The sequence below is a fragment of the Virgibacillus sp. Bac332 genome (assembly GCF_003667785.1).
Lineage (GTDB): Bacteria > Bacillota > Bacilli > Bacillales > Amphibacillaceae > Virgibacillus > Virgibacillus salarius.
Map to the genome: position 1 here is coordinate 577,531 of NZ_CP033046.1, position 13,466 is coordinate 590,996.

The window sequence follows — 13,466 nt, forward strand, 5'->3', positions numbered from 1 at the left end:
AGTTTCCTAGACAACAAAAAATAGGCTGCCGAAATATTACGACAACCTATCTCTTGAATCATGTAATTTTTTTATCCCGCATATAACTTGCAGTAAGACCACACTCCAAGCAATCAAGTGAAACCAATATTGGTGAGTGGGGATAAACTGCCAGTAAATGTCCGATTGTTTCTAGGGCCTTTAGGTCATACCCTTGTGGTACTTCGAATCCGTGGGGGGATAAACAAAATCTCCCACGGATTGAAGTTTCACTTTATTGTTCACTTGCTTGCTGCATCAGCTCTGTTTGCCCTTGGGAGCGATTCATCATAAATTGAACAGCAATCATAATGATAAATGCAATAAGCCCATAAATATCTGTATTGCCTTCTGGATAAATGAGCATTAAACCTACTACCACGGAAATAATTCGGACGAGCCAATTTAGCTTAAGATACCAAAATCCAATTAAACCAGCACCAATTGCAATCATGCCCGTAATAGCCGTAAAGAGAATCCAAATAATACTTAGTACGGTCGTATCAATCATTAACAGCTGTGGTTGTAGAACGAACATATATGGAATGATAAATGCTGCTACTGCCAATTTCGCAGCATTCACCCCTGTTCGTATTGGTTCACCGCCAGATATTCCCGTCGCTGCAAATGCGGCAAGTGCTACTGGAGGTGTAATATCAGCAACAATTCCAAAATAAAACACAAACATATGACCTGCAAGTACTGGTATGGCAACTTCAAGTTGATCATTCAATGCTAATATAGCTGGTAAAGCAATCGTTGATGTAATGATATAGTTAGCTGTAGTTGGTGATCCCATCCCCAATATAATGGAAGCAACCATTGTGAAAAACAGTGTAAGCAGTAACTGCATATCAGCAGAGCTTGCAAGAGAGCCTGCCATACTTACAAGACTATTTCCCAATTTCAGCCCAAGACCTGTTTTTGTTACGACACCGACAATAATACCAGCGCAAGCAGTTGCAGCTGCCACACCTAGTGCCGTTCTTGCTCCAGAGGTTAACGCCGTTATAAATTTTGATAGATTAATCCGTGTATCTTTTCTAAACATACTAACCAAGATCGTAATACCTATTCCTAGTAACGCTGTTCGTTCAATACTAAACCCTTTAAATAGTAACCAGACAATAGCTATAATCGGAAGCAATAAATGAATCTTTTTGAAAACTTCCTTTTTAGGCGGGATCTGGTCCTTTGGCAAGCCGTGTAAGCCGGTACGCTTTGCCTCTAGATGCGTCATTATCCAAATACCAGAAAAGTATAAAATAGCTGGTATCGTAGCCGCCTTCGCAATTTCCCAATAACCCACTCCAGCAAACTCTATCATTAAAAACGCTGCAGCTCCCATAATTGGTGGCATAATTTGACCACCAGTAGAGGAAGCCGCCTCAACGGCACCAGCGAAATTTGGTTTATAACCGAGCTTTTTCATCATCGGTATGGTATAAGACCCAGTTGTAACAGTATTAGCAACAGAGCTTCCTGAAATAGTACCATTCAAGGCACTTGAAAAGATGGCAACCTTTGCTGGTCCACCTGTTCGACGACCCGCAAGTGAAATTGCCAAATCATTAAAGTAATTTCCTACCCCAGTTTGTACTAAAAATGCACCAAATAATAGGAATAAAAAGATATAAGTTGACGATACCTGTAAAGGCGTACCTAAAATACCTTGCGTTGTAAAAAACATTGAATCAATTAACTGTTGTAGACTCAGCCCTCTATGTGCAAGCATGCCTGGCATATACGGGCCGAATAATGCGTATACCAAAAAGATAATTGCAATAATGGTTATTGGAAGCCCTACTGCTCGTCGAGTAGCTTCCAGAACAAGTAATATCGCTGCTCCACCAATAAACATCTGCACCTGTGTAATACTTCCAATTTGCTGTACTAACGTCTCATAGAAAACTGGCCAGTAGCCACAAACGATAATGGACAATAATACAAGCAAATAATCATACCAAGCAACCTTCTTCTTGTTCCCCTTTTTTCTTGCTGGAAACAATAGAAAAATTAGGGATAGTGCAAAACCTAAATGGACCGTACGCTGAATGTAAGCAGTGTATTGGCCAAAGGCTCCTGTATAAAGCTGAAATAAAGAAAATGCTAATAATCCGATAAAAACGATAGCAGCCGCTGTACCAGCAAGCTTTCTCGTATTCGATTCAGAATCATATTTCTGTAACAATTCCTCTTGCTGTTTTTCGGTTAATTGATCTTTTGAGTCACTCAACGATCCTCACTCCTTTCAAGTATTCCCATAGTGTTAAATTTTCTATTTTTAAAGTAAACCAAGAGCCTGGCTCAAAGTATTTATTTAGGTAGATTTGATGCTCTGCGTTCTCGCCCCAAACAAGTCGATTTTCAGAAACGGTTTTGCCGTTTCTTAATTTAATGTTAGGAAAAATATTATCCAGCCTTTTAATATGGTATTTTCCATCCTCATACGTGAATTCTTCACCTTCTTGAGCATTAGATGGCATACCAATTCCAAATTCTTCATATACAATTTCATTTTGCTTCATATTCTGATTATCTAGTACAACATATTTTTCCACAACATCCGTTAAATGAATAGAATGTTTGAAAATTAATTGGAAGGGGGCGCCTTCTTCTATAGGAAGGAACGCATCAATTTGCTTTGTATTTTCTTCATAAAATACTAGGGCTGTTCGGAAAGGAACACATAAAGCAAGTAGAGTAATTAATAGTAGAAGAACCAGAATAGCTATCATTCTCTTTTTCTTAAAAAACTTCATGAATATTCACCTAGAAACCGTTGAGATTTGTATAAGAAGATGTAAACGCTTCTAAACATGGGTTGACCGGCAGCAAATTCCTACATTCATGCAGGATTACAGCCGGCCACCAAGTTATTTATTGTAAAACTTATTTTGAAGCAGAAATACCTTCTTCTTCAAAATATTTCTTTGCACCTGGATGCAGATCAATTCCAATACCATCTAACGCAGATTCCTTCGTAATAAATTCACCTTTTGCATGAGAAATTTTATCCGTGTTTTCGTATATTGCTTTCGTAATATCGTATACTACCTCTTCAGATAAACTATCTCTTACAGCAAGCATTGCCAATACTGCTACTGTTGTTACATCTTCTTCAATATTATACGTACCTGCTTTAACTGTATCTTCAGCATAATATGGATACTCTTCAACTAATGCCTGAACCTTATCTTTAGCAATTGGAACAATTCCTACATCAACCGTTGCTGATAATCCTTCAACAGCTCCTGTTGGCGTACCCGCTGTGATAAACGCGGCATCAATATTACCGTCTTGGATACCACCAGTAGACTCTCCAAAATCAAGGTTTTGCGCATCAATATCATCCATTGTCATACCATGTACTTCTAGGATTTGTTCTGCATTTACATACGTACCAGACCCTGGTGCACCAACGGAAACCGTTTGCCCAGCTAGATCTTCTACAGATGCAATTCCGGAATCTTTTGTTGTTACGATTTGAATAGTCTCTGGATATAGCGAACCAATCGCCTGAACATTATCTACAGCTTTACCTTCAAAAGAATTGATTCCTTCAATAGCATTTGCTACAACATCTGTCTGAACGAATGCTAGATCTGCTTCTTCGTTACTTAATGCCATTACATTATCAGCAGAAGCATTGGAAGATGGTGCATCTGTTTGTATACCTGTTTCATCATCAATAATCTTTGCCATTTCTCCACCAAGCGGGTAATAGGTACCGCTTGTTCCACCTGTAAGCATGCTTAGAAACTTAGGTTTGTCTCCACCATCTGATCCACCATCACCATTTTTGCCTTCTTCATTACCACCACATGCCGCTAGAAATAGAGCTAATACTAGTAGCATAGCAATAGAAACCATAAGGTTTTTATTTTTCATACAAACTCCCCCTTATACATCGTTAACATGTGAATATATTTTACATTTATTTTCATGATATTGTCAAACTATTCCTAACAGAACCAATTTCAATTACTTTTCCACATGTAAGCGAGTTCAATTGTTGCGTAGGATTTCACTATTCATGCAGGTATTATTTGCCACATGACGAACGTTTTTATCCCGCATATAACTGGCAGTATATAGAGGATAAAAATCCTTGCTAACACACGCTGGCAGCAAGGATTTTCCTGTCATTACACTCCTAATTCCTTTTTGTATCGCTCCAATTCTTTTGTCGTACAGCGCACCCAATGGCCAGGTTTTATTTCCCTAAATTCAGGATCTTCGCTAACATCATGGATTGTTGGGTCATAATTCGTTCGTTGACGAGACCGTTCATAATTCGGATCTGGCAGTGGAATAGCGGATAACAATGATTTCGTATATGGATGAATCGGATTATTATAGAGCTCTTCACTGTCTGCTAGCTCTACCATATTCCCAAAATACATAACGCCAATTCGATCACTAATATATTTTACCATCGATAAATCATGGGCAATAAACAGATATGTTAGCCCTTGATCACGCTGTAGCTTTTTCAATAGATTGACAACCTGTGCTTGAATAGAAACATCCAGTGCCGAAATGGGCTCATCGGCAATAATTAATTCTGGCTCTACGGCAAGTGCTCGCGCGATACCAATCCGTTGACGCTGCCCACCACTAAACTCATGAGGAAAGCGGCTCGCATGCTCTTTATTCAAGCCTACCACCTGTAGTAATTCTTCTACTCTCGCCTTCCGTTCTGCCTCGTTATTTACGAGATGATGGACATCCAAGCCTTCCGCTATAATATCCATAACTGTCATACGCGGATTTAACGATGAGGATGGATCCTGAAAAATCATCTGCATTTTTCGATTAAATTTAAGCAGATCCTTCTTCGACTTCTTCCCATGTACATCCTCGTTATTAAACAGTACTTGACCACTTGTGGCCTCATATAAACGAATGATTGTTCTTCCCGTTGTCGACTTTCCACAGCCAGATTCGCCTACTAATCCAAAGGTCTCCCCTTTATAAATATCGAAAGTGATTCCGTCAACGGCTGTAATGATCTTTTTTCTACCTGCTTTGAAATGTTTTTTCAAATCCTTCACCTGTAATAATTTTTCCGTCATCGTCGGTCACCACCTTTATTACCGGTATTCGCAAATCCCTGCATTCTCCGTTTTACCGATGCTGGCGGCTCGATTTTCGGTGCGTCCTCATGGAGTAGCCATGTCGCTGCATAGTGTGTATCAGATACCTTAAACATCGGCGGCTCCATGACGGTGTCAATTTCCAATGCAAATTCATTACGTGGGGCAAAGGCATCGCCCTTTGGAGGATTCAGCATATCCGGTGGACTTCCAGGAATCGCAAATAATTCCTCTTCATCACTGTCCAGCGTTGGCATCGAACCTAGTAGCCCCCATGTGTATGGGTGCTTCGGATTATAGAAAATATCATCTGTTGTCCCGATTTCGACAATTTTTCCAGCGTACATCACCGCCACTCGGTCTGCAACGTTAGCTACAACACCAAGGTCGTGCGTGATAAAAATAATTGCACTATCCGTTTCCTTTTGAATATCCTTCATCAGCTCTAAAATCTGTGCTTGTATCGTCACATCTAATGCCGTTGTTGGCTCATCGGCAATGAGAATCTTTGGATTACAGGCAAGCGATATCGCTACGACCACGCGCTGGCGCATTCCGCCAGAGAACTGGTGAGGATATTGGTTAATCCGTACTTCTGGATTAGGTATACCGACCAATTCCAGTAATTCCATCGCTTTTTTCTTCGCATCCTGTTTAGACATATTCTGATGCTTAATTAAACCTTCAATGATTTGGTTCCCTACCTTCATCGTCGGATTTAACGATGTCATCGGATCTTGGAATACCATCGAAATATCTTTACCACGGAGTTTTTGCATCTCTTTCGTAGATTTGTTAACCAAATCCTCACCTTCAAACAAAATCTCCCCTGATTTGACAAAGCCGTGCGGCTTAGGTAAGAGCTGCATTAGCGCCATCGATGTTACCGACTTTCCTGAGCCAGATTCACCAACAATCGCTAATGTCTCCCCCTTTTTCAAATCAAAGTTCACACCTCGAACAGCTTGTACTTCACCGTTGTAGGTGTTAAATGAAACGCTCAAATCCTTTACTTCTAACAATTTACTCATTTAGAAACACCTACCTTCTTATTTATGCATTTTCGGATCAAACGCATCACGTAATCCATCTCCAATTAAGTTGAATGCAATCATAATTACGGATATTAATATAGCTGGGAACACGAGTAAATATGGGTACAATCTCAGGTTCTCAAATCCAGTATTAATCAATGTCCCAAGAGACGCCTCTGGCGGAACCATCCCTAATCCAATAAAGCTTAAGAATGCTTCAAAGAAAATCGCCCCTGGAATCGTAAACATCGTATTAATGATAATAATCCCACTAATATTTGGTACTAAATGCCTGCGAATGATCGAGCTATTTGGCGTACCTAGCGTTCGTGCAGCAAGCACAAATTCCTGACTTTTCAACTTTAGCACTTCACCACGGACGATCCGGGCCATTCCAATCCAGCCTGTTATCGTCAGAGCGATAATGATCGAGAGCATTCCCGGCTGTAATACGAGAATCATTAAGACAATGACGACGAGATTTGGTATACCGACAAGAATTTCAATAATTCGCTGCATCACATTATCCACTTTACCGCCATAATATGCGGAAATACCACCATATGCGACACCAATTACGAGGTCAATCGCCGCCGCAACTAATGCGATAATTAAGGAAACACGCGTACCTAACCAAATCCTTGTCCATTGATCTCGACCAAGCGTGTCGGTGCCGAGCCAGAAATATTGATCAGACATATCCTTGGCTTCGTAAATATGATAAGTAGCTTTTACCTCTGCAGAATCCTTACTGCCATCTCCTTCGGACAATACCTTTATATCAATAAAATCTTTATCATTATTGTATCTTTGAATTGCATTTTGCGTTGCATGTTCTACATCGTTACCCTTAAATTCATCTTTTAATGTACCGTTAAAGCCAAGCCATGAAATATTTTCTAAAACGGGTACGTGTGGTGGCATTTTAGCACGTGACAAATCTTGATCATCTAAGCCATGCTCATTCATACCTGGTCCGATAATACTAAATAAACTAATCAAGCCTAGAATAATAACACAAAAAATCGCCAATTTATTTTTGAAGAAGGTTCGGCGAGCGTCCTGCATAAAAGTTCTGCTTGGACTCGTTATTTTTTCACTTGTATCTTCTTTTCTTTCAATTGGTATTAATAATTCTTTTGGTACTTGTTGCTCGTTTTTTTTGTTATCCATTTTTAGCTCTTCCCTCCTGTCAGTCTAATTCTCGGATCAATTAATACATAGAGGAGGTCGATGACTAGAATAATGACAACAAATAAAAAGGCAAATAAGAGGGTTGTCCCCATAATTGTAGGGTAGTCATTAACCATAATGGATGATACAAACTGCTCACCTATCCCAGGTACGGCAAAAATTTGTTCAATAACAAGCGTTCCTGTCATTAAACTCACTGCCATTGGACCAATTACGGTCACAAGTGGTATAAGTGCATTACGCATACCATGCTTGAAGATGATTCCGTATTCACTTACACCCTTCGCACGTGCGGTTGTAATAAAATTAGAACCCATTACTTCGATCATTTCCGTACGCGTAAAACGAGCAGCCGTTGCCATCGGAAATATCATCAAGGCGATCGTTGGCAATATGGTATGTTCAAACGTTCCCCATAATGCGACAGGGAACCAGCCTGTTTCCACGGCAAGGAACCATTGGAGTAGTCCGGCAAAAACAAACGAAGGTATGGAAGTACCTAGTACAGCAAGAATGGTTGAGGTATAATCGAGGATACCATTATGCGAAATCGCGGCAATTAACCCAAATAAAATACCTAAAAATGTTCCCACTAGTAACGATTGTGCACCTAGCTGTGCCGACGGACCAATTCGATCCATAAGTATTTTTGTAACCGGTGTATTATCAAACGCAAAGGAGATACCTAAGTCCCCTTGCATTAAATCTTTCAAATAAGTTATGTATTGCACTGGCACAGGATCATTTAAGCCATATTTCTCAAGAACGATTTCTTTTTGTTCTTCGGTCAGTTTATCTTCTGCCTTCAACGGACTACCTGGTAGCATCTTCATTAAAAAGAAAGATACGGTCGCGATGATAAATAGCGTAATTACCATATAAAATACACGTCGTAGTATATAACGAACCATTCGTGCACCTCCTATTAAGCTGAATATTCTAAAAATAGTAAATGTTATTTATTATAAGTCTTTTTCTTGACAGGGGAAAAGAGAGTATATACCAAAGGGTCATACACTCTCTTAACCTACTAATCTTTAGCATATTAATTTAGACTACTATTATTCTTCTGATCCAACGCTAGCCCATTTGTATTCATATGTTGGTCCAAATGGATTCACATAAACACCTTTAACTTTAGGTGATACTAATTGTGCCATTGCACTTTGGTAAACAGGAGCGATTGCTGCATCTTCAAATAGCATCTTTTCTGCTTCAAGGAAGGTTTGGTAACGTGCTTCATTATCTTGAGCTAATTCCGTAGTAGTTTTTTCTAATAACGCATCATAGTCAGGGTTAGAGTAGCCCATTTTATTATTACCACCATCCGTTAACCATAGGTTAAGGAAGGTATATGGATCAAGATAGTCTGGACCCCAGCCGGAGAATTGAATATCATAATCCATATTCGTATCTAAGTCTAAACGTTGCTCAAACGGAACCTGCTTTAACGTAACTTTTAATCCAGGTAAATTTGTTTCTAGCTGATTAGCAAGGTATTCATTCATCGTTTTAGCCGTTTCTGAATCACCTGCAAGGAATTCAAGCTCGACAGAGTCTGTTCCTAGTTCTTCTAGACCTTTTTCCCAATATTCTTTCGCCTTTTCTACATCATATGTCACTAAGTCGCCACTAACTTCACGGAAATCCTCTCCACCGCCTGGCATTGGGGTAAAGTTAGCAGGAATTAAACCATTAGCTACTAGCGATCCGTTGTTAAGGATTTGATCGACTAGTGCTTGCTTATCAAATGCACGACTAATTGCAGCACGGACATTTGTATTTGCTAATGCTTCGTTTCTCGTTTGGTTCATCTTCAAGTAAAAGACAGATGTTTCAGGTGTTACTACATAATCTTCATGTGTAGAATACTGATCAACTAAATCAGATGATAGTCCAGCACGATCAACTGTACCGCTTTCATATAAGTCAACACCAGTTTGTGGATCCTTCACCACTTCATACGTCATCTTTTCTAGCTGAACCGTTTCTGCATCCCAGTAATCTGCATTCTTCTCCAGATTCCATGAGCTGCTTGTGCTTTCCCAATCTGTTAGCTTATAAGGACCATTAGATAATAGCGTATCTGTACTTGTAGCAAACTTATCGCCTTGTTCTTCAACAAATTTTTGATTTAACGGGAGGAACGTGCCAAAGGTAGTTAATGATTCAAAATAAGGTACAGGATTTTCTAGCTCTACAACAAGGGTGTAATCGCCATCCGCTTTAACACCTAAATCCTCTACAGGAACGTCACCAGTGTTAACAGCTGTTGCATTTTTAATAACGCCACCCATCATATACGGGCCATATTCAGAGCCAGTGTCTGGGTCTACAGCACGCTGCCAAGCATAAACGAAATCATGTGCAGTTACAGGATCGCCATTTGACCAAACTGCATCTTCACGTAAGGTAAATGTCCATGTAAGACCGTTCTCACTCACTTTGTGCTCTGTTGCAATACCTTCAACTGGTTCTGCGTTCTCATCCAAGCGATAAAGACCTTCCATGGTTGCACCTAGAAACTGGAAGCCATATTCGTCAGTAGCCATGGATGGATCCATCGATGGAATTGTATCTCCATTAATAAAATTAAGTACTTGTTCTACATTTTCTTCGTCTTTTGCTGGTTCTTCTTCTTTCTTATCATCAGAACCAGTGCCTTCTGCTGAATCTCCGTCATCACCTGAGCATGCTACTAAAAACACACTAAGCAATAGACCAAGAGCCAATAATAGTGACCATTTTAACTTCATAGTTAAAAAGAACCCCCTTAAAGTAATAGTTTTTTGATTTTTTCGCAGATTTAATCTACTAACGAAATTATACAATCAACCCAGCTAATTTGCAAAACATTTTTTATAATAGTGTAAAAACTATCATTATTTCCATTTATTAAAAATATGTGTAAACAGCGTTAGATTAATGCTTTCGTCCTAAATACAATTCATTAAATTTTTTAAATAATGCGCTTTTTGCAACATAAAATTCTATGATATAATTAGTTCAACTTATCTAGAAGGTGACTCTATGAATAAATCAAAACATGGGCTGTATTTCCTGCTCACGATATGCTTAACGATTGTAATTTTTCTTATTTTCGCTCCATCCTATAATCTCGTGAACTTTATAAATGCACTATTCTATGTGTTTTTACTGCTTCTCGTCATTACATTGTTTATCTATACCAAAAAAGGCGGCTTCTTTGATGGTGTCACGTTTGGCTTCAGAAGATTTTTAAGTATGATGTCAAATGACTATATGGAAGAATGGAAAGAAAAGCCTGCTCCTTCTGAAAAGGTAAATCCCTCATTTTATAAGATCATGCAATTCCAAACAATTACTACCTTTGTGTTATTAGGGCTACTACTGATTATTTATTATTACATTTAGCTATAAAGAGTGTTCTTCGAAGGTAGCTCGCTCTAATATTCTTTTCTTCAAAAACGGAACTTCCCGAAAAGATATCGTTCAGATGTCGCAGCGAAACTATACAAGACTTCAGTGAAAAAGTAACCGTGTGATATCCTCACACGGGACTTGCCCATAAAGAGGGTAAGCCGTTGCCGTGGAATGAAAAATGTATTTCAAATATGTGTGAAAAGAGGCAGGAACAAACGTATTTTTATCAAAAGAAGATGTATGACAACTTCGCTTTCCACGGGACCGTCCCAGCCTGTATGTTTATTTCATACTGTTTTTTTAGGTAGTCCAGTCAGCTAGATATATGTATAAGTAATGCAAATATATTATTTTAGGATTGACAATTATGAGAAAATTCAATACTATATTGCTATTAGCGAAAGTTGTCGATTGTTGTTCGTTAAATATTGATGGACGCTTTACTGTATTAAAGCAAAGAAGCGATGTCAATACTTGCTTACAGTGTACGTCCAGCTTCAGAAAGTTTTCTAAGACTGATATGTAAGGTGGTCTATACAATATGAATTTTCGAGAATTGGAAAAATCCATACATCACAAATTGGAACCGGTAAGCGATCATTTTTCTGTTTATATTGAAACAAATGAAGGTACTATTTCCATTAATCCAGCTCAGTTAAGATGTGCAGCCAGTTTGGCTAAATTACCAATTTTAATTGCAGGCTTTCGTCAACTAGATAAAAACCCACATTTACAGGACAAGCTTGTTTATATAAAAAGGGAAAATATGGTTGGCGGTGCTGGAGTAATTAATTATTTATCCCATTCTCATATTTATAGTTATCGAAACTTATTGGAGCTAATGATTATTGTTTCAGATAACACAGCTGCCAATGTATTACTTGATATATTAGGTGTAGAAACAATCAATCAATTAACAAAAGATGCTGACTGCCAACAATCGATCATTCAACGTAAGTTTATGGATCTACAGGCAAAGGAAAATGGATTGGACAATTATACAAGTGCATATGATATCGCAAAATTGTTGCATTTAATTTCAGAAAATAATAAATTTTTAACAAAAGAGAGCCAGAAAATGATTTTAACTATTTTAGCTAACCAGCAATTTACTAATAAGCTCCCTAGTTATTTGCAGGCAGAGGATGAGATTCAGTTTTACCATAAAACGGGGGAGCTACAAGGAGTCACCCATGATGCTGGCATTATGAAATATCAGGATAAGACGATACATGTTGTTCTTTTATCAGAAGGAATCTCCCTTAATGCAGAAAGTGAAAGAATAATTGCAGATATCGGTCATTTATTAATTCGTTACATCAAGTAGGGAAGCTAGTTTAAATAAAAATAGGATTACATAGTAAAAAAATTTGCATTTATAATCATTTATAAGAACATGGGAGCGTTTAGAATGAAAATTAAGATTGCAGCTTTTGGTAATGAGGATGTAATGAAACGCATTATGAAGCTCGCTGATACGAAAAGCGATATCGAGCTTATGCCCTTTACCTACTCAAAGGCTGAAGATGTTACAGAATTAATTGAAAAAGCATATGTATGTGATATTTATTTATTTACGGAACAGCTCTCTTATCTATATGCAAAAGACTTGTTAGTGAAGAAGCGAATTCCAAGTATTCAAATACCGTATGATGAATATATGATTATTCACTCCTTATTCCGGTTAAACCATCTTCATAAACAAGTTATTAACCGCATTTCTCTAGATGTGTTAAGTGGGAAGCATGTCAGCAACGTACTAGCAGATATAGCCATGAAAAATAAGGATATCTATATTTTTCAGCCAAATAAACAACAGCAGGTGCAATCAGATGACATTGTGTCCTTCCATCAAACGTTATGGAAGGAAGGAAAAATTGATACTGTCCTCACATCTACAAAGGAAATCGAAATAAAATTAAGACATGAAGGTATACCCGTAAGCTGTATGACAATACCTAGACTAAATATTGCATGCGCCCTCGAAGAGGCTCGAAAAATCGTGACACTTTCAGAGCCCAATACTACACAAATTGTTTCTGGATACGTACGATTAAAGCAATGGGAAGTTATTGAGCAACGAAGAGGTAGTACGGTGGCTAAGCAATCGCTACAGAAATTACATCGTTTACTCTTAACATTTGCCAAGCAAACGAACGCTTCCGTCTTTCCAAGTGATGATAACCGTTTTATTTTATTCGGTACCAAGGGAGTCATTGACCATATTCAAAATCATTATCGGGATTTTCCTTTACTGTACGATATTGAGAAAACATTGCAAACACCTGTCGATATTGGATTTGGATTGGCTTTAACCGCAAAGGAAGCAGTGGAAAATGCGAAATTAGCATTAGATGCATGCAGTACGGAAAAAGACAGTAAATGCTATATTGTTAATGAACGGCAAGATACGATTGGACCAATTGGTATTATTAAACATTTTGATACATCGAAGCTTTATCAAGCACTCATTCATAAGGCACGTTTAAATAATGAACTATCCTATAATTTTATCGATTTTATTCAATCTCGAAATAACGAACCATTCTCTTCTCACGATATTGCATCGCATTATAAAGTTACAAAACGAAGTGCAGAACGTACCATTAATAAACTGTTAGCTGGCGAGGTCATAAAAGTGGCAGGTGAGGAAAAGCCTTATCTAAAAGGAAGGCCGAGAAAACTATTCCGATTAAATCAGTAAACTTGATAAAGTAAA

Annotated in this window: 11 protein-coding genes; 3 read left to right on the forward strand and 8 right to left on the reverse strand. The window is 38.3% G+C overall.

All coding sequences use genetic code 11. The features are described 5' to 3' along the window. Positions 1-253 precede the first annotated feature (253 nt). The 8 genes from D9782_RS02665 to D9782_RS02700 all read right to left on the reverse strand — a co-directional run bounded on the left by D9782_RS02665 (position 254) and on the right by D9782_RS02700 (position 10,101). Entirely contained in the window at positions 254-2,254 is a 2,001-nt protein-coding gene (locus tag D9782_RS02665) for a TRAP transporter permease (RefSeq protein ID WP_026682263.1), read from the reverse strand. Next, a complete protein-coding gene (locus D9782_RS02670; protein ID WP_121604004.1) occupies positions 2,247-2,780 on the reverse strand; it encodes a DUF1850 domain-containing protein in 534 nt (177 codons plus the stop codon). Before D9782_RS02670 ends, D9782_RS02665 begins: the two co-directional genes overlap by 8 nt. Before the next feature lie 130 nt (positions 2,781-2,910). After that, on the reverse strand, positions 2,911-3,909 hold the full coding sequence (locus D9782_RS02675; RefSeq protein WP_121604005.1) for a TAXI family TRAP transporter solute-binding subunit: 999 nt from the start codon (positions 3,907-3,909) through the stop codon (positions 2,911-2,913). A gap of 257 nt (positions 3,910-4,166) precedes the next feature. Continuing rightward, positions 4,167-5,096, reverse strand: coding sequence for an ABC transporter ATP-binding protein (locus D9782_RS02680; RefSeq protein ID WP_121604006.1), 930 nt, complete (start codon positions 5,094-5,096; stop codon positions 4,167-4,169). Next, a complete protein-coding gene (locus D9782_RS02685; RefSeq protein ID WP_121604007.1) occupies positions 5,093-6,148 on the reverse strand; it encodes an ABC transporter ATP-binding protein in 1,056 nt (351 codons plus the stop codon). The genes D9782_RS02680 and D9782_RS02685 overlap by 4 nt, the downstream gene beginning before the upstream one ends. Positions 6,149-6,166: 18 nt before the next feature. Then, positions 6,167-7,324, reverse strand: a complete 1,158-nt coding sequence (gene opp3C / locus D9782_RS02690; RefSeq protein WP_121604008.1) for an oligopeptide ABC transporter permease — start codon at positions 7,322-7,324, stop codon at positions 6,167-6,169. Positions 7,325-7,326: 2 nt separating this feature from the next. Further along, positions 7,327-8,256 (reverse strand): oligopeptide ABC transporter permease, encoded by a 930-nt coding sequence (opp3b, locus tag D9782_RS02695; RefSeq protein WP_121604009.1) that lies wholly within the window; start codon positions 8,254-8,256, stop codon positions 7,327-7,329. A 150-nt stretch (positions 8,257-8,406) separates the two neighbouring features. Further along, a complete protein-coding gene (locus D9782_RS02700; protein ID WP_121604010.1) occupies positions 8,407-10,101 on the reverse strand; it encodes a peptide ABC transporter substrate-binding protein in 1,695 nt (564 codons plus the stop codon). 274 nt (positions 10,102-10,375) lie between these two features. Here D9782_RS02700 and D9782_RS02705 point away from each other — a divergent pair, with 274 nt between their 5' ends. From D9782_RS02705 to D9782_RS02715, 3 genes are all read left to right on the forward strand, one after another. Beyond that, positions 10,376-10,738, forward strand: coding sequence for a DUF3899 domain-containing protein (locus tag D9782_RS02705; RefSeq protein ID WP_121604011.1), 363 nt, complete (start codon positions 10,376-10,378; stop codon positions 10,736-10,738). Positions 10,739-11,288: 550 nt separating this feature from the next. Next, complete coding sequence (locus D9782_RS02710; protein ID WP_121604012.1) at positions 11,289-12,074, forward strand: serine hydrolase; 786 nt, start codon at positions 11,289-11,291, stop codon at positions 12,072-12,074. An 84-nt stretch (positions 12,075-12,158) separates the two neighbouring features. After that, on the forward strand, positions 12,159-13,451 hold the full coding sequence (locus D9782_RS02715) for a hypothetical protein (RefSeq protein WP_026682957.1): 1,293 nt from the start codon (positions 12,159-12,161) through the stop codon (positions 13,449-13,451). The last annotated feature ends 15 nt before the right edge of the window (positions 13,452-13,466 follow it).